This window comes from Streptomyces sp. V3I7 (assembly GCF_030817495.1).
Lineage (GTDB): Bacteria > Actinomycetota > Actinomycetes > Streptomycetales > Streptomycetaceae > Streptomyces.
The window spans coordinates 3,302,013-3,325,564 of sequence record NZ_JAUSZK010000001.1 but is presented as its reverse complement, the minus strand read 5'-3'; the positions used below and the strand labels follow the sequence as shown (position 1 = coordinate 3,325,564).

Sequence of the window (23,552 nt, the reverse complement as noted above, 5' to 3'; positions counted from 1 at the left end):
CTCAGATATCCAGGGGAAGTTGCTGAACCAGCAGCTTTCCGGCCATGGTCACTCCGCCGTCCATCGCGATGGCGAGCCCCTCGGCGTAGACGTGCGGCCGTTCGACGACCGGGCCCGCGTCCGCCTCGCCGTCCTCGGCGCCGGCCTCGCCCGTCAGATAGGGAATCGGGCTGTGGCCGTGAACGATCCGGGTGCCGCCGTACGTATCGAGCAGGGAACGGACGGCGTCCGCGCCTCCCTCGTCCCGGAAGGAGAAACGCTTGGTGAACTTGCGGAACAGGTCCCAGCACTCGATCACGTCGTTGCGCGTGAGCGTCTCGCGGACGGTGTCGTTGACCGCCTCGATGGAGTCGCCGTAGTCGAGGTAGGCGGTGGTGTCGGAGTGGACGAGCAGGTGGCCGTCCACCTCCTCGATGGCGTCCAGCCGCGCCATCCACTGGAGGTGGTGGTCCTGAAGGCGGTCCATATCGGTCTTCTGGCCGCCGTTGAGCAGCCAGGCGGCCTGGAAGGTGGCGGTGCCCGCGGCGGAGTTGACGGGGGCGTCGCTGAACCGCTTGGCGCCGAGCAGCAGCAGCTCGTGGTTTCCCATGAGCGCCTTGCAGTAACCGCCGGCCGCCGCGGCCTCGGCGGACAGCCGCATGACGAGGTCGATGACGCCGATGCCGTCCGGGCCCCGATCGGTGAAGTCGCCGAGGAACCACAGCCGGGCGTCGCCCGCGCACCACTGGGCGTCGGAGTCGATCAGGCCCTTCTCCCGGAGCGCGGCGAGCAGCTCGTCGAGATAGCCGTGCACGTCGCCGACCACGTACAGCGGGCCGGTGCCCTCCGAGGGCTGCGCGGCGGGATCCGCGGCCGTCTCGACGGGCATCTCGAGCGTGTCTCCCAGGTCGACCGGCAGGTCGCGCTGCGGGGGTGGGTAGCCCTCCGGCTGGTCCTCGTCGACGCGCGTCACATCGACACCGAGGATGGCACCGTGGGCGTACGGACCGGTCTCGTGGACGTACGCGGGTACCCGGAAGTCGCGCAACGTCGTCGCCGTCCGCTCCGCTACGGGTCCCTGACCGGCCCCCTGAGTCATCAGACCCCTCCACCATCGCGCCGCATCTGCACCGCATCGGACTGCCTGGTCGCAGCGGCCCGCGGTGTCGTGGGCCCATCATAGGAATGCGGATCGCGCCATGTGATGACCCAGGGGTGGTGAATCCGGGTAGGACTCCGGTCCGGCGCAGCGTTCGCCCTGTTTACGCGGATATGTCGGTGGCTGGTCACCGACATACGGCCCGTCTCATGACCAGCGGGTGACCGAATCGATGACCGGAGGATGACCGGCCGGCGATCTCCCGGCTCGCCCGGCCCGTCTCCCGGAACCGCCGCGTCCCCCCTAACGGTGATCACGACACGTCCGCGGGGCCGGGGCCGGTGCGCAGCCCCGTGCCCGGCCCCGGTGCGCTACGTGTCGTCCGATGTCCGCGGCGGGCTCACCGTCGTACGGGGCGAGCGGCGCTGGGACGAGGTGCGGACGATCAGCTCGGTCGGTATCACCTGCTCGACCGGCTGGTCCGAGTCGACCCCCTCGATGGCGTCGATGAGGAGCTGGACCACCGCCGTGCCGATCCGGCGCGGCTTGAGCGAGAGCGTGGTGATGGGCGGCTCGGTGTTGGCGTACACGGTGGACTCGCTGCAGCACACCAGCAGCAGGTCGTCCGGTACGCGCAGCCCGTAGCGGCGGGCGGCGGCGAGGAGGTCGGTGCCGTTGGGGTCGAACAGGCCGTAGACGGCGTCAGGGCGGTCCGGGCGGGCCAGCAGCCGGTCGGCGGCGACAGCGCCCGCGCACGGGTCGTGCGCGGGGTAGGCCTCGTACACCGGGTCCTGCCCGACCCGCTCGCACCAGTGCAGGTAGGCGGTGGTGGACAGGTGGGTGTAGGTGTCCGTCGTGGTCCCGGTGAGCAGTCCGATCCGGCGGGCGCCCGCGTCGGCGAGATGGTCGAGGATGCCGAGTACGGCGGCCTCGTGGTCGTTGTCGACCCAGGCGGTGACCGGCAGCGAGCCGGCCGGGCGGCCGTCGGAGACGACCGGTAAGCCCTGGCGGACCAGTTCGCTGACGACCGGGTCATGGTCGGAGGGATCGATGACGACCGTGCCGTCCAGGGCGACGTTGGACCACACGTCGTGGCGTGAGGTGGCGGGCAGGATGACGAGGGCGTAGCCGCGGGCGAGCGCGGCCGAGGTGGCGGCCCGGGCCATCTCCGCGAAGTACGCGAACTCCGTGAAGGTGAAAGGTTCATCCCCGTACGTCGTCACGGTCAGGCCGATCAGGCCCGACTTGCCGGTACGGAGGGTGCGGGCGGCGGCCGAGGGTCTGTACCCCAGCCGGTCGGCGACCTCGCGGACGTGGCGCCGGGTGGCGTCCGGGAGCCGGCCCTTGCCGTTGAGGGCATCGGAGACGGTCGTGATGGAGACCCCGGCGGCGGCGGCCACGTCTCTGATGCCCGCCCGGCCCGGCCGGCTGCCTCGACGTGAGGTTTCCGCTCGGCTCACCTGGTGCTTCCCTGCTGCTGTCATGGCGAGCCGATAGTAGGGCTCATACGGTGGGGTAGTGCGGACGCATATGCACGCGTTGACAGGCACGTTTCTGCAAGGCCGCACCCGGTCAATAGCCTGGGAAAGCAAGCCAGTTGAACGATCTAATGGCAAGACGTAACTTGTCGACGCGGATGGACCTGCCAAGTGCCTGATGTTTCGAAGAGGTCTCAACTCACCTGCACGAGGGACGCGCGCCACGGCGCAAGCCACCGGCGCGTAGATATATGTGCGGCGCGCCCCCCCCGTTTCGTACGCCTTGGTGCGGCGGTGCCCTCGATGCCCGCGGGGCTCATGGGCTTCTGCTCCGGACCGTCCCCGTCCTTGTTCAGCTGTACGCAGGCGGGCGGAATCCTCATAAGGTGAGGAGCATTGGAAGCCGGCGGCGCTGACGGTCCGCCGGTGGTCGCGAGGAGGATGCGGTGAGCGAGACGAGCCCGAAGCTGCGCGCCGAGCTGGAGGGTATCCCCACGTACAAGCCGGGCAGGCCCGCCGCGGCCGGCGGCCCGGTCGCCTACAAGCTGTCCTCCAACGAGAACCCGTATCCGCCGCTGCCGGGGGTCATGGAGTCCGTGACCGCGGCCGCCTCCGCCTTCAACCGCTACCCGGACATGGGGTGCAGCGCTCTGATGGAGGAGCTGGCGGAGCGTTTCGGCGTCCCGATCACGCACCTGGCCACCGGCACCGGTTCGGTCGGCGTCGCCCAGCAGCTGGTCCAGGCCACCAGCGGCCCCGGTGACGAGGTCATCTACGCCTGGCGGTCCTTCGAGGCCTACCCGATCATCACCCAGATCAGCGGCGCCCGGCCGGTCCAGGTGCCGCTGACGCCGGGCGATGTGCACGACCTGGACGCGATGGCGGACGCCATCACCGACCGGACGCGCCTGATCTTCGTCTGCAACCCCAACAACCCGACGGGCACGGTGGTCCGGCGGGCGGAGCTGGAGCGCTTCCTCGACCGGGTCCCCCGGGACGTTCTGGTGGTGCTGGACGAGGCCTACCGGGAGTTCATCCGCGATCCCGAGGTGCCGGACGGCGTGGAGATCTACCGGGAGCGGCCCAACGTCTGTGTGCTGCGGACCTTTTCGAAGGCGTACGGCCTCGCCGGGCTGCGCGTCGGTTTCGCCATCGCGCACGAGCCGGTGGCGGCGGCGCTGCGCAAGACGGCCGTGCCGTTCGGTGTGAGCCAGCTCGCGCAGGACGCGGCGGTCGCCTCGCTGCGCTGTGAGGACGAACTGCTCGGCCGCGTCGGCTCGTTGGTGTGCGAGCGCACGCGCGTGGTCGACGCGCTGCGCGCCCAGGGCTGGACCGTGCCCGAGACTCACGCCAACTTCGTCTGGCTGCGGCTGGGGGAGAGCACGGCGCCCTTCGCGGCGGCGTGCGAGGAGCATGGCGTCGTGGTCCGGCCGTTCCCGGGCGAGGGCGTGCGGGTGACGATCGGCGAGAGCGAGGCGAACGACATCTTCCTGAAGGTGACGGAAGCTTTCCGCAAGGACCTCTGAGGCTGCCCCGTCCGTCTGTGACCTCCCCGCCGCCGGCCCCGTCCGCGGCGGGGAGCGTCGTTTGGGGCCGTGCGGTCTAGCGCCGTGAAGTCCCTGGTGAGAACGTTGAGCTGACGCCCAGTCGGACAGCGGGGACCCCCCTTCGAACATCGAAAAGCAGTGCGCCATAATGTCTTGTGAATGTGAACGCATTCACAAGCTGCGCAAGGAGGGCCCTCGACGTGGAGTTGGCGTTGGCGCCGGAGACACTGGCGCGCTGGCAGTTCGGTATCACGACCGTCTATCACTTCTTCTTCGTCCCCCTGACCATCTCCCTGGCCGCTCTCACCGCCGGTCTGCAGACCGCATGGGTGCGCACGGAGAACGAGAAGTACCTCAGGGCGACCAAGTTCTGGGGCAAGCTCTTCCTGATCAACATCGCGATGGGTGTCGTCACCGGCATCGTGCAGGAGTTCCAGTTCGGCATGAACTGGTCGGCCTACTCGCGCTTCGTGGGTGACGTCTTCGGTGCTCCGCTCGCCCTGGAGGCGCTGATCGCGTTCTTCTTCGAGTCCACCTTCATCGGCCTGTGGATCTTCGGCTGGGACAAGCTGCCCAAGCGGATCCACCTGGGCTGCATATGGATGGTCTCGCTCGGCACGCTGCTGTCCGCGTACTTCATCCTCGCGGCGAACTCGTGGATGCAGCACCCGGTCGGCTACCGGCTCGACAAGGCGAAGGGGCGCGCCGAACTCATCGACTTCTGGCAGGTCCTGACCCAGAACACGGCGCTGACGCAGGCGTTCCACACGCTCACCGCGTCCTTCCTGACCGGTGGCGCGTTCATGGTCGGCATCGCCTGCTTCCACCTGCTGCGCAAGAAGCACGTCCGCGTGATGAAGACGTCGCTGCGGCTCGGTCTGGTGACCGTGGTCGTCGCCGGCCTGCTCACCTCGGTCAGCGGCGACCTGCTGGGCAAGGTCATGTTCAAGCAGCAGCCGATGAAGATGGCCGCCGCCGAGGCCCTGTGGGACGGCCAGGACTCCGCGCCGTTCTCGGTCTTCGCCTACGGCGATGTCAGCAAGGGTCACAACTCCGTCGAACTGACCGTCCCCGGGCTGCTGTCCTTCCTGGCCGCCGACAACTTCAGCGCGTACGTCCCCGGCATCAACGACACCAACAAGGCCGAGCGGGAGAAGTACGGTCCCGGCGACTACCGGCCCGTCATCCCGGTCACCTTCTGGGGATTTCGCTGGATGATCGGTTTCGGCATGACGTCCTTCGCGATCGGCCTGGTGGGCCTGTGGCTGACCCGCAGGAAGTTCCTGCTGCCGGAGCACCTGAGGGTCGGCGAGGACGAGGTGCCGCACCTGGTCCTGTTCCGGAACAAGGCGCTCGGCCCGAAGCTCACCACCTGGTACTGGCGCATCGCGATCTGGACCCTGGCCTTCCCGCTGATCGCCAACTCCTGGGGCTGGATCTTCACCGAGATGGGCCGTCAGCCCTGGGTCGTGTACGGCGTGCTGCGCACCCGTGACGCGGCCTCCCCCGGTGTCTCCCAGGGCGAGGTCCTCACCTCGATGCTCGTCTTCACCGTGCTGTACGCCGTCCTCGCCGTCGTCGAGGTCAAGCTGCTCGTCAAGTACGTCAAGGCCGGTCCTCCCGAGCTCAGCGAGGACGACCTCAACCCGCCCACGAGGGTGGGCGGCGACCCCCGGGGCGCCGACAAGCCGATGGCCTTCTCGTACTAGGCCGAGGGAGCCGTACCGTCATGGAACTGCACGATGTCTGGTTCGTTCTCATAGCCGTCCTGTGGACCGGCTACTTCTTCCTGGAGGGCTTCGACTTCGGGGTCGGCATCCTCACCAAGGTCCTCGCCCGCGGCCGGACCGAGAAGCGGGTGCTGATCAACACCATCGGCCCGGTCTGGGACGGCAACGAGGTCTGGCTGCTCACGGCCGGCGGTGGGACTTTCGCCGCCTTCCCCGAGTGGTACGCCACCCTCTTCTCCGGCTTCTACCTGCCCTTCCTGGTCATCCTGGTCTGCCTGATCGTCCGGGGCGTCGGCTTCGAGTACCGGGCGAAGCGGCCCGAGGAGAACTGGCAGCGCACCTGGGAGACGGCGATCTTCTGGACCTCGCTGATCCCGGCGTTCCTGTGGGGTGTGGTGTTCGGCAACATCGCTCGGGGCGTGAAGATCGACGGGCGCTTCGAGTACGTCGGCACCGTGGCTGACCTGTTCCATCCCTACGCCCTGCTCGGCGGCCTGGTGACGCTCACGCTGTTCACCTTCCACGGAGCGGTGTTCACCGCGCTGAAGACCGTCGGCGACATCCGGGAGCGGGCGCGGAAGCTGGCGCTGCGGGTCGGTCTCGTCACGGCCGTGCTGGCATCGGCCTTCCTGCTGTGGACGCAAGCTGGCCGCGGTGACCGCATGAGCCTGGTGGCCCTGGTGGTGGCCGTCGCCGCACTGGTCGCCGCCCTGGTGGCGAATCAGGTGGCGCGTGAGGGGTGGTCGTTCGCGTTCTCGGGCCTTGCCGTCGTGGCGACCGTGGCGATGCTCTTCCTGTCGCTCTTCCCGGACGTCATGCCGTCCTCGCTCAACGGCGACTGGAGCCTCACGGTCACCAACGCGTCGTCCAGCCCGTACACCCTGAAGATCATGACCTGGTGCGCGGGGATCGCCACACCGCTGGTGCTGCTCTACCAGGGGTGGACGTACTGGGTGTTCCGCAAGCGGATCGGGACGCAGCACATCGCCCCTGAGGTGGCTCACTGACGAGCACGGAAGTGCTCCCGGGTTTCACGTGAAACGCCCCACCCTGAACCAAAGGGCGTGTTTCACGTGAAACCTGCCGATCGGGTGCCTGTTACGCCCGCTCCGCCAGCAGTTGCTCGATGACGACCGCCACGCCGTCCTCGTTGTTGGCGACCGTACGGCCCGATGCGGCCGCGATCACGTCCGGGTGCGCGTTGCCCATCGCGTACGACCGGCCCGCCCACGTCAGCATCTCGACATCGTTGGGCATGTCCCCGAAGGCGACGACCTCCTCGCGCGAGATGCCGTGCTCCGCACAGCACAGGGCGAGCGTGCTGGCCTTGGAGACGCCGGGACCGCTGATCTCCAGCAGCGCGCTGGGGCTGGAGCGGGTGACATTGGCACGGTCGCCGATGGCGAGGCGGGCGCGGGCGAGGAAGAGGTCGGGATCGAGTTCCAGGTGGTAGGCCAGGATCTTCAGGACCGGCTGGTCGGCGCTGGGGCCGTCGGCGGCCAGCAGCTCCTCCGCGGGCAGGAGCTTGTCCGGGAGCTCCATGTGCAGCTTGGGATACGCCGGCTCCTGGTGGAAGCCGTAGGTCTGCTCGACCGCGTACATCGTGCCCGGCACGGCCTCGCGCAGCAGCCGCACGGCGTCGAGGGCGTTCTCCCGGGCCAGCTCGCGCACCTTCACGAACCGGTGGTTGCCGGGGCCGCCGTGCAGATCGACCACCGCGGCTCCGTTGCCGCAGATCGCCAGGCCGTGACCGTGGACATGGTCGCTGACGACGTCCATCCAGCGGGCGGGGCGGCCGGTGACGAAGAAGACCTCGATGCCGGCTGCCTCGGCGGCGGCCAGCGCGGCGACCGTGCGCGGGGAGACCGACTTGTCGTCGCGCAGCAGCGTGCCGTCGAGGTCGGTGGCGATCAGCCGCGGCCGGAGGGCGGAGGCGTTTCCCTGGTGGAGCGAGGTCGAGAGCTGAGTGGAGGCCGGGGTCTCGGGCTGTCGGGTCGCTGAGGTCACCGCGTCATTCTCACGCATATGCCCGCACGGGCGTGCGTGAGTCCGCACAGATGAGACGCAGATGACTCCGAGCCGCCCGGCGGCGAGGTGCGCGTTGCTGTGCGGTGGCCCGGTGAACCGATCATCGGGGTCGCCGTAGGCTCTGGGGCATGAGTCTGCGCCTGAGCACCGTGATCCTCCCGTACCGCCGCTGGCACGAGGGGGGCCGTGCGGCATGGCAGCGCGCGGAGGAGCTCGGGTTCCATGCCGGGTACACCTACGACCACCTCTCCTGGCGTTCGTTCCGGGACGGCCCGTGGTTCGGTGCCATCCCGACGCTGACGGCCGCCGCGGGGGTCACCGAGCGGCTGCGGCTGGGCACGCTCGTCACGTCGCCCAACTTCCGGCACCCCGTGACCCTCGCCAAGGAGCTGATCTCCCTGGACGACGTCTCCGGCGGCCGGGTCACGCTCGGCATCGGGGCGGGCGGCACGGGCTTCGACGCCACCGCGCTCGGCCAGGAGCCGTGGACCCCGCGCGAGCGGGCCGACCGTTTCGCCGAGTTCGTCACGCTGCTCGACCGGCTGCTGACCGAGGACGGCCCGGACGGGGTCTCGTACTCCGGTGAGTTCTACTCGGCGCACGAGGCGCGCAACATCCCCGGCTGTGTGCAGCGCCCCCGGCTGCCGCTGGCCGTGGCCGCCACCGGCCCGCGCGGGATGCGGCTCGCCGTGCAGCACGGGCAGGCGTGGGTGACCACCGGCGATCCCAGGCTGTACGAGTCGGGCACGCCCGAGCAGTCCCGCCAGGCCCTGCGCGACCAGGTCGAGAAGCTCCGCAAGGCGGGAGCCGAGGCGGGACGGGACACCGATGCCCTGCACAAGATCCTGCTCACCGGTTTCACGCCGGACCGGAGCCGCCCGCTGGAGTCGCTCGACGCCTTCGTGGACTTCGCCGGCCGGCACCGGGAGATCGGGTTCGACGAGATCGTCATCCACTGGCCGATCCCGGACTCGGACTTCGCCGCGGACCAGGACGTCTTCGAGCGCATCGCCACGGAGGCCCTCGCCCAGCTCGGCTGACGGCACCCCCCGGACCTGCTCTCAGGTCGCCTCAGCGCGGCCCGGGAGACCGCAGGTACCGGGGCGGTACGGCCGGGTGAGCCACACGCCGTTCGCGCTGACGCGGAAGACGTGGCCGTCGCGGTGCATGGCGGCGGCGTCGACCGCGAGCACAACGGGGCGGCCGCGGCGGGAGCCGACCGGGGGCGCGGTCCTCGGGTCCGGCCGAGAGGTGCACGTCGTGCCGGCTCATGGGGCGCAGTCCCTGCGCGAGACCGTCCCGTGGCAGAAGTACGTCGGTGGGGTGGCCGGGGCAGCCCAGGTCGCCCTCGGCGCTGTGGCCCTGGCTGGCCCGGATCCGCGTCCCCTCGATCGCGAACCGCTGCTTGTCGCCGCGGCCACCACATGGTCGCGCTCCTCGCGGGTGAACCGGAACCCGTGTCCGGCCTCCGCGGCGATCAGCGCGCTGATCTCGACCCAGCCCCCCTTGTCGAGAACGGGCCTGATGTGCTCGGGCTGATGACGCAGGCGTCGCGAGCGGTCTTCGCCGGGAGAGACGCGGATCACGCAGCTCTTTTTCGTCCGTAGGTTTGATCCACAACCAACGGACTTTATCCACAGAGGAATTGACGAATCTGTGGACAACTTCCCGGCGATTAAGGTCACTTCGTCAAGATCACTAAGAATCAGGATGGTTGGAGACAGGTCACCCAAGTGACCAGTCCACGACTCATGTTCGGCGATCCGCCCGTTTCACACCTTCAGCTTCATCCGCGCGACCCTTCTCAACACCCGAGGCATGAAACGTGACATGAGGTGCGCGCCACGGGCCTCCGGCGTCACCGGCGTCACGGCCTCGTTCCGCGTCACCGCGCGCAGGATCGCCTGAGCCACCTTCTCCGGCGGGTAGTTGCGTAGACCGTACAGACGGGCCGTGCGCTTCTGGCGGCGCCGTTCCTCCTCGCCGTCCACGCCGGTGAAGCGGGCCGTCGAGGTGATGTTGGTGTTGACGAAGCCGGGGCAGACCGCGGTCACCCCGATGGCCTGGTCGGCGAGTTCGGCGCGCAGGCACTCGCTCAGCATCAGGACCGCGGCCTTGGACGTGCTGTACGCCGACAGCTCCCGAGAGGGCTGGAACGCGGCCGCCGAGGCGACGTTGACGATGTGGCCGCCCTGGCCGCGCTCGGTCATCTGCCGCCCGAAGAGGCGGCAACCGTGCAGCACCCCCCACAAGTTGACGTCCAGGACCTTGCGCCAGTCCTCCGGCGACGTCGCGAAGAAGGAGCCGGACAGGCCGATGCCGGCGTTGTTCACGAGCACGTCGACCACGCCGTACTCGGCGGCGACCTTCTCGGCGAGCTTCTCCATCGCCTGTTCGTCGGAGACGTCGACGCTCTCCGCCCAGGCTTCCGACGCCCCCAGGAGAGCAGCCAGTTCAGCCGTGCGGGCGGCCGACTTCGCGTCCCGGTCGACGGCCACCACGCGTGCCCCCGCCTCCGCGAACGCGAACGCCGTGGCCCGTCCGATGCCGCTTCCCGCACCGGTGACGAGCACGAGCTGTCCGTTGAAGCGGTCCGCGTACCGGCCAGAGGCCTTCGTCCGCTCGGGGTGCCCGCTCTCGATGTCGGTGACGAACTCCGTGATCCATGCGCTCAGTTGGTCCGGCCGCGTGCGGGGGATCCAGTGCTTGGCCGGCAGCGTGCGCCGGGTCAACCGCGGTGCCCACTGCTCCAGTTCGTCGTACAGCTTCTCGGAGAGGAAGGCGTCCTCGAGCGGCGTGATGAGCTGCACCGGCACATGGGCGTACGCGTCCGGGCGCGGCCTGAGCAGCCGGGGCCGGACGTTGTCCCGGTACAGCCAGGCGCCGTGTGCCGCGTCCTCGGGCAGCGACGAGGTCGGATAGTCACCGCCGGGCACCTTCTCCATCCGACGGAGGATCCCCGGCCAGCGCTTGCCGAGCGGGCCGCGCCAGGCCAGTTCGGGCAGCACCGGGGTGTGAAGGGCGTAGACGTACCAGGACTTGGCCCCCTGGCCGAGGAGTTGGGCCACCCGGCGCGGAGTGGGCCGCTTCATACGGGCGTTGATCCAGTGCCCGAAGTGGTCGAGGGACGGGCCGGACATGGAGGTGAACGAGGCGATCCGGCCCTTGGTGCGCTCGACCGTCGGCGAACTCCCACGACTGCACCGAGCCCCAGTCGTGCCCCACCAGGTGCACCGGCCGGTCCGGGCTGACCGCGTCCGCCACGGCCAGGAAGTCGTCCGTCAGCTTGGCCAGCGTGAAACCGCCCCGCAGCGGCTCCGGCGCCGTGGAACGGCCGTGGCCCCGGACGTCGTACAGGACCACGTGGAAGTGCTCGGCGAGGCGGACCGCGACCTCGGACCACACCTCCTTGCTGTCCGGATAGCCGTGCACGAGCACGACGGTCGGTCGCGCGGGGTCGCCCAGCTCCGCCACGCACAGCTCGACCCCGCCCGTGTGGACCCGGCGCTCCCGCGCGCCCTTCAGCGTCGTCACTTGTCCTCCGCCCAGCGCCGCACGTGCGGCAGATCGTCGTCCAGCCAGAAGGCGCTCTCATCGGGTAACCCGGCACAGGCGAATCTGACAGTTGTTAGAGGCAGCGTCAATAGGCGTGCGGGAGCCTGTGGACGGCCGTACGGATGTGGAAAACGCGGGGGAACCCTCAGGGCCCGTACGACTGGAGGCTGATGCCAAGACGGCTCTTCGGTCTGATGACTCACCCGGCCCGGGTCACTACCGTCGAGGGCGTGACTGTGATCGCGACCGAAAGCCTGAGCAAGCGGTTCCCCCGGGTGACCGCGCTTGACCGGCTCTCCGTGGACGTCGGACCCGGTGTGACCGGGCTCGTCGGCGCCAACGGGGCCGGCAAGTCCACACTGATCAAGATCCTGCTGGGTCTGTCCCCCGCCACCGAGGGCGGCGCACGCGTCCTCGGCCTCGATGTCGCCACCGAGGGCGCCGCCATCCGGGAGCGGGTCGGCTACATGCCGGAGCACGACTGCCTGCCGCCTGACGTCTCGGCCACCGAGTTCGTCGTGCACATGGCCCGCATGTCCGGCCTGCCGCCGACCGCCGCGCGTGAGCGCACCGCGGACACCCTGCGCCATGTGGGCCTGTACGAGGAGCGCTACCGCCCCATCGGCGGCTACTCGACCGGCATGAAGCAGCGCGTGAAGCTGGCCCAGGCGCTCGTCCACGACCCGCAGCTGGTCTTCCTGGACGAGCCCACCAACGGCCTCGACCCGGTCGGCCGCGACGACATGCTCGGCCTGATCCGCCGCATCCACACCGACTTCGGCATCTCGGTCCTGGTCACCTCCCATCTGCTGGGCGAGCTGGAGCGCACCTGCGACCACGTCGTCGTCATCGACGGCGGCAAGCTGCTGCGCTCCAGCTCCACCACCGACTTCACGCAGACCACGACCACCCTCGCGATCGAGGTCACCGACAGCGACGAGCACCCCGACGGCACCCGCGCGGTCCGTGACGCGCTCCACGCGCGCGGGGTGGACACGCACGACGACGGCAGCGGGCTGCCCGGTGCCGGACACGTCCTGCTGCTCACCGCCTCCGGCGAGGAGACGTACGACCTCGTCCGAGACGTGGTCGCCGACCTCGGCCTCGGCCTGGTGCGCATGGAACAGCGCCGGCACCACATCTCGGAGGTCTTCCGGAGCGACGACGGGCAAGGGGAACGTGAACAGAGCGAGCAGGGAAAGGAGGCGGTCCGCCATGCCGGTTGAGCAGCCCATGCAGCCCATGCAGCGCACGCAGCCCGCGCAGACGACGGCAGCGTCGGCGGGTGACCAGAGCCGGATCCACAACATCGGCTACCGCGGCTACGACGGCCCGCGCCTCGGCCGCTCCTACGCCACCCGCTCCCTGTACTCGCAGTCCCTGCGCGGCGCCTACGGCCTCGGCCGCTCGGTGAAGTCCAAGGTGCTGCCGATGCTGCTGTTCGCCGTGATGTGCGTGCCCGCGGCCATCATGGTGGCCGTGGCCGTCGCCACCAAGGCGAAGGAACTACCCGTCGACTACACGCGCTACGCGATCATGATGCAGGCCGTCATCAGCCTGTACGTCGCCTCGCAGGCGCCCCAGTCCGTCTCGCGCGACCTGCGCTTTCGGACCATCCCGCTGTACTTCTCGCGGCCCATCGAGATCGCCGACTACGTGCGCGCCAAGTACGCCGCGCTGGCCTCGGCGCTGTTCATCCTGACCGCCGTCCCCCTGGTCGTGCTCTACGTGGGCGCGCTGCTGGCCAAGCTCGACTTCGCGCACCAGACCGAGGGATTCGCCGAGGGACTGGTCTCCGTGGCCCTGCTCTCGCTGCTGTTCGCCGGCATCGGCCTGGTCATCGCGGCCGTCACCCCGCGCCGCGGCTTCGGCATCGCCGCCGTGATCGCGGTGTTGACCATCTCCTACGGCGCGGTCTCCACGCTCCAGGCCATCTCCGACGCCCAGGGCAGCACCGGCGCGATCCCGTGGATCGGCCTGTTCTCGCCGATCACGCTGATCGACGGTCTCCAGAGCGCCTTCCTCGGCGCGACCTCCGCCGCCCCCGGCGGCGTGGGCCCCTCGCACGCGCAGGGCGTGGTCTACGTCCTCGTCCTCCTCGGCCTGATCGCCGCCTGCTACGGCCTTCTGATCCGCCGCTACAAGAAGGTGGGGCTGTGACCACTCTCTCCCTCGACCACGTCTCCCGCTGGTTCGGCAACGTGGTGGCGGTCAACGACATCACCATGACGATCGGCCCCGGCGTCACCGGCCTGCTCGGCCCCAACGGCGCCGGGAAGTCCACCCTCATCAACATGATGGGCGGCTTCCTCGCCCCCTCCACCGGCACGGTCACCCTCGACGGCAAGCCGGTGTGGCGCAACGAGGACATCTACCGGCACATCGGCATCGTCCCCGAGCGCGAGGCGATGTACGACTTCCTCACCGGCCGCGAATTCGTCCTCGCCAACGCCGAGTTGCACGGCCTCGGCGGCAAGGCGGCCCAACGCGCCCTGGCCACGGTGGAGATGGAGTACGCGCAGGACCGGAAGATCGCCACGTACTCCAAGGGCATGCGCCAGCGCGTGAAGATGGCGAGCGCGCTCGTCCACGACCCGTCCCTGCTGCTGCTCGACGAGCCGTTCAACGGCATGGACCCGCGCCAGCGCATGCAACTCATGGACCTGCTGAGGCGGATGGGCGACGAGGGCCGCACGGTGCTGTTCTCGTCGCACATCCTGGAGGAGGTCGAGCAGCTCGCCCGGCACATCGAGGTCGTCGTGGCGGGCCGGCACGCGGCCAGCGGCGACTTCCGAAAGATCCGCCGGCTGATGACCGACCGGCCGCACCGCTACGTGGTCCGCTCCAGCGACGACCGCGCGCTCGCGGCGGCGCTGATCGCCGACCCGTCGACGTCCGGCATCGAGGTCGACCACGCGGAGGGCGCCCTGCGCGTCCAGGCCGTCGACTTCGGCCGCTTCACCGCCCTGCTGCCGAGGGTCGCCCGCGACCACGGCATCCGGCTGCTCACGGTCTCGCCGTCCGACGAGTCCCTCGAGTCAGTCTTCTCGTATCTCGTCGCGGCGTAGGAGGCCGAAGATGTACGACCCCACAGTCGCCCGGCTCACCTACCGGGCCCTGCTCGGCCGACGCCGCGCCCTCATCCTCGGCGCGCTCCCGCTGCTGCTGATCGTGATCTCCGTGGCGGTACGCGCCCTGACCGGCGCCGACGACCAGACGGCGGCGGACATCCTGGGCGGGCTGGCGCTCGCCACCATGGTGCCGATCATCGGTGTCATCGCGGGCACCGGCGCGATCGGCCCGGAGATCGACGACGGCTCGGTGGTGTATCTGCTGTCCAAGCCGCTGAAGCGGCCGACGATCATCTTCACCAAGCTGATCGTGGCGATCGCGGTGACCATGGTGTTCTCGGCGGTGCCGACCCTGCTCGCGGGCCTGATCCTGAACGGCAACGGTCAGCAGATCGCCGTCGCCTACACGGTGGCCGCGCTCGTCGCGTCGATCGCGTACGCGGCGCTCTTCCTGCTGCTGGGCACGGTGTCCCGGCACGCGGTGGTCCTCGGGCTCGTCTACGCCCTGGTCTGGGAGGCCCTGTTCGGTTCCCTGGTGCCGGGCGCGCGCACGCTGAGCGTCCAGCAGTGGTCGCTGGCCGTGGCCCACAAGGTGGCCGGCGGGGACCTGGTGACGTCGGACGTCGGACTGCCGACGGCGACGGTGCTGCTGGTCGTGGTCACCGTGCTGGCCACCTGGTTCGCGGGCCAGAAGCTGCGCTCGCTGACGCTGGCGGGCGAGGAGTAGGCGCCGCCGGAGCGGAGGACGGCCCGGCCGGGTAATTCGTTGGCGCCGAGGGCGGCGTCCCGGCACAGTGGTCAGGGGCGGCCGCTTCGAGCACGCGATGTCGCTCTCGCGTGGGCCGTCCTCCCGCTCCTGCCGCTCTGACCGGCCGAGTACGGGGCTGGGCCGTGTCAGAGCGGCAGGGCTCCCGCAGCGCGCCGGAGCGGCGGCGGGGCAGCAGGTCCCAGGGACTCAGCGGTTCAGCAACCGCTCCAGCACCACCGCGATCCCGTCCTCCTCGTGGGAGGACGTCACCTCGTCGGCCACCGCCTTGAGTTCCTCGTGGGCGTCCGCCATCGCCACGCCGTACGTCGCCCAGCCGAACATCGGGATGTCGTTGGGCATGTCGCCGAAGGCGATCGACGGGGTGCCCTTCAGGCCGAGCCGACGGGCCGCCAGCGACAGTCCCGTCGCCTTGGACAGACCCAGCGGCAGCAGCTCCACGATCCCCGCGCCGGCCATCGCCACCGTGACGAAGCCACCGGCGACCGTGCGGGCGACCTCGGTCAACTCGTCGTCCGACAGCGTCGGATGCTGGATGTAGATCTTGTTCAGCGGCGCGGCCCACAGATCGGACGCGTCGGTGAACGGGGTCGCCGGGAGGTGGCCGACGGGCGCGTAGCCCGGTCCGACCAGCACGTCGCCGTCCAGCCCCGCCCGGCTCGCCGCCAGGTGCAGCGGGCCGACCTCCGCCTCGATCTTCGCCAGGGCCACGCCCGCGAGCTGCCGGTCCAGGGTCACGGCCGTCAGCAGGCGGTGCTGCCCGGCGTCGTACACCTGGGCGCCCTGGGCGCACACGGCGAGGCCCTGATAGCCGAGGGCGTCGAGGATGTGCCGGGTGTAGGGGACGGCGCGGCCGGTGACGACGATGTGCGCGGCGCCCGCCTCGGCGGCCGCCGCGAGCGCGTCACGGGTGCGCTCGGAGACCGACCCGTCGGAGCGCAGGAGCGTTCCGTCGAGGTCGGTCGCGATGATCTTGTAGGGGAAGCCGTCGGCCTCGGTCACTTGGTCACCGGCTCCAGGACCTCCCGGCCGCCCAGGTAGGGGCGCAGCACCTTGGGGACGTACACGGAGCCGTCGGGCAGCTGGTGGTTCTCCAGCAGCGCCACGATCGTGCGCGGTACGGCGCACAGGGTGCCGTTGAGCGTGGCCAGCGGCTTGACCTGCTTGCCGTCGCGGACGCGGATCGACAGGCGGCGGGACTGGAACTCGGTGCAGTCCGAGGTCGAGGTCAGCTCGCGGTACTTGCCCTGGGTCGGGATCCACGCCTCGCAGTCGAACTTGCGGGCGGCCGAGGCGCCGAGGTCACCGGTGGCGACGTCGATGACGCGGAACGGCAGCTCCAGCGAGGTCAGCCACTCCTTCTCCCACTCCAGCAGGCGCCGGTGCTCCGCCTCCGAGTCGCCGGGGGAGACGTAGGAGAACATCTCGACCTTGTCGAACTGGTGGACACGGAAGATGCCGCGCGTGTCCTTGCCGTGCGAGCCGGCCTCGCGGCGGAAGCAGGGCGAGAAGCCCGCGTAGCGCAGCGGCAGCTTGTCGGCGTCGATGATCTCGTCCATGTGGTACGCCGCGAGCGGCACCTCGGACGTGCCGACCAGGTAGAGGTCGTCCTTGTCGAGGTGGTAGACGTCCTGGGCCGCCTGGCCGAGGAAGCCGGTGCCGGCCATGGACTGCGGGCGGACCAGCGCGGGGGTCAGCATCGGCGTGAAGCCGGCGGCCGTGGCCTGCGCCATCGCCGCGTTCACCAGGGCGAGCTCCAGCAGGGCGCCGACGCCGGTGAGGAAGTAGAAGCGGGAGCCGGAGACCTTGGCGCCGCGCTCGACGTCGATCGCGCCGAGGATCTGGCCGAGCTCCAGGTGGTCCTTGGGCTCGAAGCCCTCGGCGCCGAAGTCGCGGATCGTGCCGTGCGTCTCCAGCGTGACGAAGTCCTCCTCGCCGCCGACGGGCACGTCGGGGTAGACGAGGTTGCCGAGCCGCAGGAGCAGTTCCTGGGTTTCGGTGTCGGCCGCGTCGCGCTCGGCGTCGGCGGCCTTCACATCGGCCTTGAGCTGCTCGGCGCGCTTGAGCAGTTCGGCCTTCTCGTCCGCGGAGGCCTTGGGGATGAGCTTGCCGAGCGACTTCTGCTCGGCGCGCAGCTCGTCGAAGCGGACGCCGGACGACCTGCGCCGTTCGTCGGCGGACAGGAGAGCGTCGACGAGCGCGACGTCCTCTCCACGGGCGCGCTGGGACGCGCGCACACGGTCGGGGTCCTCACGGAGCAGGCGAAGGTCAATCACGGGCCCAAGGCTACCGGTGCCGGGTTCCGGCCCACGAATCACTATTCCGTCGCGGTTCCGGAACGCGGCTTACGTTCCGTTGTCGCGGGAATGGCCTGCCGTGTCAATAAAAAGTGTCGCGCCCCCAGGTCGGGGCACGCACCGACCTCGGGGTTGACTCGAGTCCCTTGTGGAATAGGGGACTTGAAGATCACTTGTCCACAGGAATCCACAGTCGGGGAGAGTTATCCACAGGCTGTGAGCAAGATCTGTGGACGTCGGAATTGATCACTCCGTGGGCCGGGGTCCGGGCTGAGGATTCTCGGCGCAAACCGCGTTTATCCCCACTTTCGAGTGGAAGAGTCTCCCCTCAAAGGATTGATCAAAGGAAAAGGGTGGACGAAGGGTGACGTGCGAGGTCGGAGGTGCACTTGAGGGCTGTGGGGCGATTTGTCGACTAGGTGGCGCTTCGTTATCGACTTGTCCCCAGGTCGAGAAGCCACCCTGTGGATAACGCCTGTGGATAACGAAAATATGCAGGTAGGAACTAGAACCGGCCGTCCTGGCAGCGCGCCACCCAGTCCGCGGCCGCCGCGAACTCCTCGTCCGAGGTGCCTGGCAGCGTGGGCCGCACGCCCTCCGGACCGACGTCCGCGCGCGGGTACGAGCCCAGGAACCGCACCTGAAGGCAGAGCCGCTTCAGCCCCATCAGGGTCTCGGACATCCGCCGGTCGGAGATGTGGCCCTCGGCGTCGACGCAGAAGCAGTAGTTGCCGATACCGGCGCCGGTGGGCCGGGACTGGAGCAGCATCAGGTTGATGCCGCGGCTGGCGAACTCGCCGAGCAGATCGCGCAGCGCACCGGGATGGTCGTCGCGCTGCCACAGCACGACGGAGGTCTTGTCGGCGCCGGTCGGGGCCGCGGGCCGGGCGGGCCGGCCCACCAGCACGAACCGGGTCTGCGCGTTCTCCGCGTCGTGGATGCCGGTCTCCAGCGGCACGAGCCCGTAGCGGGCGGCCGCGAACTCACCCGCGAAGGCCGCGTCGTACCGGCCCTCCTGGACCAGGCGGGCACCGTCCGCGTTCGAGGCGGCCGACTCCCAGAGGGCGTCCGGGAGGTTGGCCTTCAGCCAGTTGCGGACCTGCGGCTGGGCGGCCGGGTGGGCGGTGACCGTCTTGACGTCGGACAGCTTGGTGCCGGGCCGGACCAGCAGCGCGAAGGTGATCGACAGCAGCACCTCGCGGTAGATCATCAGCGGCGATCCCGCGACGAGTTCGTCGAGGGTCGCGGTGATGCCGCCCTCGACCGAGTTCTCGATCGGCACGAACGCGGCCTCGGCCTCACCGGCGCGCACCGCGTCCAGGGCGGACTGCACCGACACGTACGGGATCAGCTCCCGGGTCGCGGCCTCCGGAAGCGTGCGCAGGGCGACCTCCGTGAAGGTGCCCTCGGGACCCAGATACGCATAGCTCGCTGGCATGACCTCACCCTAGTTGCCCTGACGAAGGGTGGCTCGGCTGTCTCATGAGAGCCCCTCCTGGGGGTGACCGCGACCGGAGCGGGCCCGCCCTCAGCCCTCCAGCAGCCGCTGCCCCACGTACTCGCCCCGCCCGGCGCCGCCCGGCACCGCGAACAGGCCGCTCGACTCGTGCCGGAGGAACGCCGACAGCGCGTCGCCCCGGTCGAGCTTGCGCTGCACGGGCACGAAGCCGCGCAGCGGGTCGGCCTGCCAGCAGACGAAGAGCAGCCCCGCGTCGGGCACCCCGTCCGCGTCGAAGCCGTCATGGAAGGAGAACGGGCGCCGGAGCATCGCCGCGCCCCCGTTCTGGTCGGGGCGGCTGATCCGGGCGTGCGCGTTGAGCGGGACGACGTACTCGCCCCGGGCGTTCGCCTTCTCCAGGTCCATCGCGGTCGTCTCGGTGCCCCCGGACAGCGGCGCCCCGTCGGACTTGCGGCGCCCGATGACGCGCTCCTGGGCCGGGACCGACAGCTTCTCCCAGTCGTCGAGGAGCATGCGGATCCGGCGTACGACGGCGTAGGAGCCGTTCGCCATCCAGGCGGGGTCGTTCGAACCGGACGGTGGGACGAAGATCCGCCGGTCGAAGTCGGAGTCGGCCGGCTGGGGGTTGCGGGTGCCGTCGATCTGGCCCATCAGGTTGCGGGCCGTCATCGGGCGGGCGGTGGCACCCGGCGAGCGGTTGAAACCGTTCATCTGCCAGCGGACGCGGGCGGCGCTGCCCGCGTCCTTCTGGACGGCGCGCAGGGCGTGGAAGGCGACGAAGGCGTCGTCGGCGCCGATCTGCACCCACAGGTCGCCGTTGCTGCGCGCCTTGTCCAGATGGTCGGAGGAGAAGGCGGGCAGCGGATCGAGGGCGGCCGGCCGCTGTTTCTCCAGCCCGGTACGGGAGAAGAAGCTGTGTCCGAAGCCGAAGGTGACCGTGAGCGAGGAGGGGCCGGAGCCCCGGGTCACGTCCGTGTCGTCGTGCGCGGCCGGCTCGCCCGCCATCAGCCGCTCGGCCGTCGCCGACCAGCGGCGCAGCAGCGCGGCGGCCTCCCTGCGGCCCGCGCCGGCCCTCAGGTCGAAGGCGACGAGATGGCCGTGGGCCTGGAGGCCCTCGGTGATGCCGGGCTGATGTTTCCCGTGAAACATCGCCCGGCCGCTGCCCACGGAGGTGAGCGGCGTGGCCTGGGCGGGCGCGGCGGCGTAGCCCACGGCCCCGCCCGCCGCGCCGAGCGCGAGGCCGGTGGCCCCGGCGGTGCCGAGCAGCGTCCGGCGGGACAGGCCCGATTCGGCGCCGCCGTTCCCGGAGACGGCCCCTTCGGTCTTCTCGGCGGCGGTTGCCGCCGTGGACTGGTCACCCATGGTGCGATTCAGCCGATCTGCGCGTTCTTGGAGACGGTCACCTGGTCGATGTCGGAGGTCCGCACGGTCACGGCGACCTTCCAGTCGCCGGCCATGGGGATCTGCACGTCGTTCGCCGCCCAGTGTCCGGTGGTGATGTGGTCGGGGGCCACGGAGAGCGGGCCGATCTTCTTGGCGGTGAGGGTGAAGGCGAGCTTCACCTCGGGAATGTCGTACGCCCGGCCGTCGGGCCGCTGGACGTAGACGTGCAGCGAGTTGCCGCCCACGCGCGCGGGATCGAGATCGAGCCGTACGACGCCCTTTCCGTTCCTGCCGCCCGTGTCGAAGGGCATGTCCAGGGTCAGTGCCCCGGACTCGCCGGACGCCGCGGAGGACGACGCGGACGTGGCGGCCCGGGCCGCCTGCTCGGTGCGCCCCGGCTCGGTCTGTGTCAGCACGGTCGTGACGGCGAGCAGGACGACGGCGACCCCGGCCTCCGCGAGCACCGAGCGGCGCAGGCCGAACCGGTGCGGGTCGGCGTCCCGGAGCCGCTTCTGCCGGGCGGTGTCCACGGCGGCCCGCTGCCGGGCCAGCTGCCGGGCCCGCGCGGAGTCGGCCGCGGCACTGGGTTCCCCGGCCGTAGCCGGTGACGTCACCCGCGCCACGCTCGCCTTCTCGGGCTCCTCCGCCTCCGTCTCGGTGTCCTCGGAGGCCGCCGTGTCCCCGAGACGGGCAGTCCAGCGCCGCGAGATCCACGCGATGCCGACCAGCAGCAGGACGAGCCCGATCTTGACGAGGAGCAGCTGGCCGTAGCGGGTCGCGGTGAACGCCGGCCAGGAGCCGAGCTGGCGCCAGGACTGGTAGGTGCCGGTGGCGACCAGCGCGAGGACGGAGCCGAAGGCGACGCGCGAGAAACGGCGTACGGCCGCGGCCTCGACCGGGGCCGTCGCGGGCGCCCGGTACAGGGCCACGAGGAGGCTGGCCAGACCGCCGAGCCAGGCGGCGACCGCCAGCAGGTGCACGACGTCGACCGGCATCGCGATGCCCGGCTGGAGTCCGGTGGAGGCGTGCTCGGCCATCGCCCAGCTCGCCGCGAGCCCGACGGCGATCACGACCCCGCCGATCCCGAGCCCGAACGTCAGGTCCCGCCGCTCCACGTCCGCGCTCTCCGCGCTCTCCGCGCTCTCCGCGTCCTCGGCGTCCGTGCCGTCGGCGTCGGTCCCGTCACCGGTCACGCGGTGGGCGTACGCCCCGAAGAGGACGGCGATGAACAGCGCGGCCGCGGCGAGCAGCAGCAGCCGGGACACCAGCGCGGCGCCCGTCTTGGTCTGGAGCACCTGCCCGAGCAGGGCCAGGTCGAGGACGTCGCCGAGCTTTCCGGAGGTGGTGTAGGCGCCGCGCAGCAGCAGGAGCCCGAGCGTGGCCGCGGTGAGCGTGAGCCAGCCGCCGACGACGAACCGCTGCACGGCCCGTACGCCCGAGCCGCGCTGCCAGCAGGCGAGGACGAAGGCGGCGCCGCCGGCCAGCACGATGAACCCGGCGTACGACACGTACCGGCCGAACCCGTAGAGCCGGCCCACCGCGCTGTCGTCCGCCGTCCGTCCGGAGAGCGCGACGCTGGTCTTCGAGGGCGCCCCGACCGAGAAGGTGTAGGCGCCCGAGACGGGATGGCTGTCCGCCGAGACGACCTGGTAGGTGACGGTGTACGTCCCGTCGGCCAGCCCGCCGCGCAGCCGCACGGCGTACGTCGTCCCGCTCACGTCGGACGCCGGGCCGGTCTCGACGCGCTTGCCCTCGGGGTCGAGGACGTGCAGCGAGTCGTCGCCCGTCGCCACCTTCTCGGAGAAGGTGAGCGACACCTGGGTGGGAGCCTGGTCGACCACCACGCCCTGTGCGGGGTCGCTGCCGGTCAGCGCGGCGTGCGCGGACGCCGGCCCGGCGCCCGCGAGGAGCGCGCCGGTGACGGCGAGGAACAGCAGAACCAGGGTCCGCAGGCGGGGTGCGATGGTCGGTGTCACGGCGGTCCCTCCCTCAGTGCCCGGTCGGCGGTCGGTACGTGGCGGACTTCACCGGCATCTCGACGGTGAGGGTCCCGGACCTGGCGAACGTCAGCTTCACGGTGACGGTGTCGCCCTGCTTCGGCTTGCGCTTCAGGCCGTCGAACATCAGGTGGTTGCCGCCGCTGCGGAACACGAGCCGGCCGTGCGCGGGGACGGCGAAGGAGCTCTTCGCCTCCATGGCTCCGCCGGCGGTGCTGTGCATGGTGACGTCGCTCGCCGCGTCGCTGGTCACCGAGGTCAGCTGGTCGGCGGTGCCGCCCCGGTTGACGACGGTGAGGAAACCGGCGGCCATCTCGTCCGAGACCGGCTGGGGCATGTAGGAGGAGCCGACGGACACGTGCGCCGCGGAGTCCCCGCCGCCGTCGCAGCCCGTGAGGGCGACGGTGCCCGCGAGGAGCACGGCGGGCAGGACGAGCCGCCTCACGGGTTCGCACCCTTGGCGATCTTCGGCAGGCCCTGGGTGTAGTCGTCGACCGTGGCGTCCTCGCCGTAGAGGACGTATCCGCCGTCGGTCTTCGGCGAGAAGGCGATGACCTGGGTGCCGTGGACGGAGTTGACCACGCCCTTCGTGTCCTTCTTCGCCGGCTCGATGGAGATGCCGAGGGAGCGGGCACCCGCCTGGATGGTGGCGAAGTCGCCGGTGAGGCCGGTGAACCGGGGGTCTATGCCCTTGAGCCACTTGCCGAGTTCGGCCGGGGTGTCGCGGCCGGGGTCGGTGGTGACGAACACGACCCGCATCCGGTCCTGCTCGGCCTTGGGCAGGGACTTCAGGGCGACGGCGATGTTGCTCATCGTCGTCGGGCAGATGTCGGGGCAGTGCGTGTAGCCGAAGTAGATCAGCGTCGGGTGGCCCTTGGTCTTCTCGCGGAGTTCGTACTTCTTGCCGTGCGTGTCCGTGAGGACCAGGTCCGGCTTCTCGAAGGGCTGGTCGAGGACGGTCGCGGCCTTGTCCTGGCCGGACTCGTCGGAGACCACGGAGACGGGCGGCTTGCCGTTGTCGCCGCTGCCGCAGGCGGACAGCGTCAGGGCGGCGCCGGCGAGCAGCACGGCCGCGGCGAACGTCTTGTTGCGCATCAGGAAAATCCCAGAGGTGAAGGGCGGCACGCGCCGGGGCCGCGGGCCACGGCCCCGGCGCGTGTCAG

18 protein-coding genes and 3 pseudogenes are annotated in these 23,552 nt (G+C 70.5%); 8 read left to right on the top strand and 13 right to left on the bottom strand.

The features are described 5' to 3' along the window. Nucleotide 1: 1 nt before the first annotated feature. Together QFZ74_RS15445 and QFZ74_RS15440 are read right to left on the bottom strand one after the other, a co-directional pair. Nucleotides 2-1,078, bottom strand: coding sequence for a metallophosphoesterase family protein (locus tag QFZ74_RS15445; protein ID WP_307621382.1), 1,077 nt, complete (start codon nt 1,076-1,078; stop codon nt 2-4). 371 nt (nt 1,079-1,449) lie between these two features. After that, a complete protein-coding gene (locus QFZ74_RS15440; RefSeq protein WP_307621381.1) occupies nt 1,450-2,562 on the bottom strand; it encodes a LacI family DNA-binding transcriptional regulator in 1,113 nt (370 codons plus the stop codon). Between the two features lie 440 nt (nt 2,563-3,002). On the opposite strand from QFZ74_RS15440, the gene hisC reads away from it, so the two are divergent. The 3 genes from hisC to cydB all read left to right on the top strand — a co-directional run bounded on the left by hisC (nt 3,003) and on the right by cydB (nt 6,840). Beyond that, nucleotides 3,003-4,082: a histidinol-phosphate transaminase gene (gene hisC / locus QFZ74_RS15435; RefSeq protein WP_307621380.1), complete on the top strand. Its 1,080-nt coding sequence runs from the start codon at nt 3,003-3,005 to the stop codon at nt 4,080-4,082. 221 nt (nt 4,083-4,303) lie between these two features. Next, complete coding sequence (locus QFZ74_RS15430; RefSeq protein ID WP_307621379.1) at nt 4,304-5,812, top strand: cytochrome ubiquinol oxidase subunit I; 1,509 nt, start codon at nt 4,304-4,306, stop codon at nt 5,810-5,812. A gap of 20 nt (nt 5,813-5,832) precedes the next feature. Then, nucleotides 5,833-6,840 (top strand): cytochrome d ubiquinol oxidase subunit II, encoded by a 1,008-nt coding sequence (cydB, locus tag QFZ74_RS15425; protein ID WP_307621378.1) that lies wholly within the window; start codon nt 5,833-5,835, stop codon nt 6,838-6,840. 91 nt (nt 6,841-6,931) lie between these two features. Here cydB and QFZ74_RS15420 read toward each other — a convergent pair whose 3' ends face one another. After that, the gene (locus QFZ74_RS15420; protein ID WP_307621377.1) at nt 6,932-7,858 is read right to left on the bottom strand and encodes a Cof-type HAD-IIB family hydrolase; all 927 of its coding nucleotides are present in this window, start codon (nt 7,856-7,858) and stop codon (nt 6,932-6,934) included. Nucleotides 7,859-7,989: 131 nt separating this feature from the next. Here QFZ74_RS15420 and QFZ74_RS15415 point away from each other — a divergent pair, with 131 nt between their 5' ends. After that, a complete protein-coding gene (locus tag QFZ74_RS15415) occupies nt 7,990-8,901 on the top strand; it encodes an LLM class flavin-dependent oxidoreductase (protein WP_307621376.1) in 912 nt (303 codons plus the stop codon). A 31-nt stretch (nt 8,902-8,932) separates the two neighbouring features. Here the strand turns inward: QFZ74_RS15415 and QFZ74_RS15410 are convergent. The 3 pseudogenes from QFZ74_RS15410 to QFZ74_RS30435 all read right to left on the bottom strand — a co-directional run. Next, nucleotides 8,933-9,447 (bottom strand): annotated as a pseudogene (locus tag QFZ74_RS15410) (RNA 2'-phosphotransferase). A gap of 186 nt (nt 9,448-9,633) precedes the next feature. Then, nucleotides 9,634-10,980: pseudogene (locus QFZ74_RS15405) on the bottom strand (SDR family oxidoreductase); the annotation flags it as partial. Beyond that, nucleotides 10,871-11,266: pseudogene (locus QFZ74_RS30435) on the bottom strand (alpha/beta fold hydrolase); the annotation flags it as partial. The pseudogenes QFZ74_RS15405 and QFZ74_RS30435, both read right to left, overlap by 110 nt. Before the next feature lie 386 nt (nt 11,267-11,652). Here QFZ74_RS30435 and QFZ74_RS15400 point away from each other — a divergent pair. From QFZ74_RS15400 to QFZ74_RS15385, 4 genes are read left to right on the top strand one after another with little or no spacing between them, the layout of a single operon-like run. Continuing rightward, on the top strand, nt 11,653-12,642 hold the full coding sequence (locus QFZ74_RS15400) for an ABC transporter ATP-binding protein (protein WP_307624166.1): 990 nt from the start codon (nt 11,653-11,655) through the stop codon (nt 12,640-12,642). 16 nt (nt 12,643-12,658) lie between these two features. Then, nucleotides 12,659-13,576 carry an ABC transporter permease gene (locus QFZ74_RS15395; RefSeq protein ID WP_307624165.1) on the top strand — a complete coding sequence of 306 codons (918 nt, stop codon included), beginning with the start codon at nt 12,659-12,661 and terminating at the stop codon, nt 13,574-13,576. After that, a complete protein-coding gene (locus tag QFZ74_RS15390) occupies nt 13,573-14,484 on the top strand; it encodes an ABC transporter ATP-binding protein (protein ID WP_307621375.1) in 912 nt (303 codons plus the stop codon). The genes QFZ74_RS15395 and QFZ74_RS15390 overlap by 4 nt, the downstream gene beginning before the upstream one ends. 10 nt (nt 14,485-14,494) lie before the next feature. Beyond that, on the top strand, nt 14,495-15,214 hold the full coding sequence (locus tag QFZ74_RS15385; RefSeq protein ID WP_307621374.1) for an ABC transporter permease subunit: 720 nt from the start codon (nt 14,495-14,497) through the stop codon (nt 15,212-15,214). Between the two features lie 228 nt (nt 15,215-15,442). On the opposite strand, the gene QFZ74_RS15380 is transcribed toward QFZ74_RS15385, so the two are convergent. The 7 genes from QFZ74_RS15380 to QFZ74_RS15350 form a co-directional block, all read right to left on the bottom strand. Beyond that, nucleotides 15,443-16,255, bottom strand: a complete 813-nt coding sequence (locus QFZ74_RS15380) for an HAD family hydrolase (RefSeq protein ID WP_307621373.1) — start codon at nt 16,253-16,255, stop codon at nt 15,443-15,445. Further along, nucleotides 16,252-17,529, bottom strand: coding sequence for a serine--tRNA ligase (gene serS, locus QFZ74_RS15375; RefSeq protein ID WP_307621372.1), 1,278 nt, complete (start codon nt 17,527-17,529; stop codon nt 16,252-16,254). The genes QFZ74_RS15380 and serS overlap by 4 nt, the downstream gene beginning before the upstream one ends. A gap of 526 nt (nt 17,530-18,055) precedes the next feature. Next, nucleotides 18,056-18,988, bottom strand: a complete 933-nt coding sequence (gene pheA / locus QFZ74_RS15370) for a prephenate dehydratase (protein ID WP_307621371.1) — start codon at nt 18,986-18,988, stop codon at nt 18,056-18,058. A 90-nt stretch (nt 18,989-19,078) separates the two neighbouring features. After that, nucleotides 19,079-20,371: an iron uptake transporter deferrochelatase/peroxidase subunit gene (gene efeB, locus QFZ74_RS15365; protein WP_307621370.1), complete on the bottom strand. Its 1,293-nt coding sequence runs from the start codon at nt 20,369-20,371 to the stop codon at nt 19,079-19,081. Nucleotides 20,372-20,379: 8 nt separating this feature from the next. Next, nucleotides 20,380-22,368 (bottom strand): copper resistance CopC/CopD family protein, encoded by a 1,989-nt coding sequence (locus tag QFZ74_RS15360; protein ID WP_307621369.1) that lies wholly within the window; start codon nt 22,366-22,368, stop codon nt 20,380-20,382. 13 nt (nt 22,369-22,381) lie between these two features. Continuing rightward, on the bottom strand, nt 22,382-22,834 hold the full coding sequence (locus QFZ74_RS15355; protein WP_307621368.1) for a copper chaperone PCu(A)C: 453 nt from the start codon (nt 22,832-22,834) through the stop codon (nt 22,382-22,384). After that, nucleotides 22,831-23,484 carry an SCO family protein gene (locus QFZ74_RS15350; protein WP_307621367.1) on the bottom strand — a complete coding sequence of 218 codons (654 nt, stop codon included), beginning with the start codon at nt 23,482-23,484 and terminating at the stop codon, nt 22,831-22,833. The genes QFZ74_RS15355 and QFZ74_RS15350 overlap by 4 nt, the downstream gene beginning before the upstream one ends. Between the last annotated feature and the right edge of the window lie 68 nt (nt 23,485-23,552).